1 protein-coding gene is annotated in these 458 nt (G+C 71.4%); it reads right to left on the bottom strand.

Features of this window, described 5'->3' with window-relative positions; translation table 11 throughout:
- Positions 1 to 64: 64 nt before the first annotated feature.
- Positions 65 to 458, bottom strand: a 394-nt coding sequence (locus MUU51_RS00070) for a biotin protein ligase-related protein (protein WP_258966845.1), incomplete at its 5' end; no start/stop codon positions are given.

The raw sequence follows: 458 nt of genomic DNA on the forward strand, positions 1-458 counted from the left end.
GGTGGGGCCTTCTTCCGGCTTTTCAAGCGCTTATGCGAAAAAACCGCGCACCGTCGTGCGACGACTAGCGTTCGAGCAGTTCGAGACGGGCGATCTCCGCCGGGCGCAACAGGTAGCTCGCCTCCCCCGCACCGGGCATTTCCCGGCGGATCACCAGGCGCCCCTCGCTGTCGAGGCCGGTGAAACGGCCCTCGGCGATACGCCCGCGTACCGTAGTGGCCTTGACCAGGCGCTGGCTGTAGCGCTGCGGTTCGACCTGGACCAGCTCCAGGTCGAGGGTGGCGTTGCCCGGCGCCGGCAGCGCCTGCGGCTCGGGCGGCGCCGCCGCGGCCACGGTCGCAGGCTCCGCCGGCAAGGCGGGGAACGCGTCGCCGCGCACCGTCCACTCCCGCCGGGCGTTCTTCTCCAGCGTCAGCTCCAGCACCTGAGTCTGGCCGGCCACCAGGGCCTCGATACGC

Origin of the sequence: Scandinavium manionii (assembly GCF_024764775.1) — a bacterium.
Taxonomy (GTDB): Bacteria; Pseudomonadota; Gammaproteobacteria; order Enterobacterales; family Enterobacteriaceae; genus Scandinavium; species Scandinavium manionii.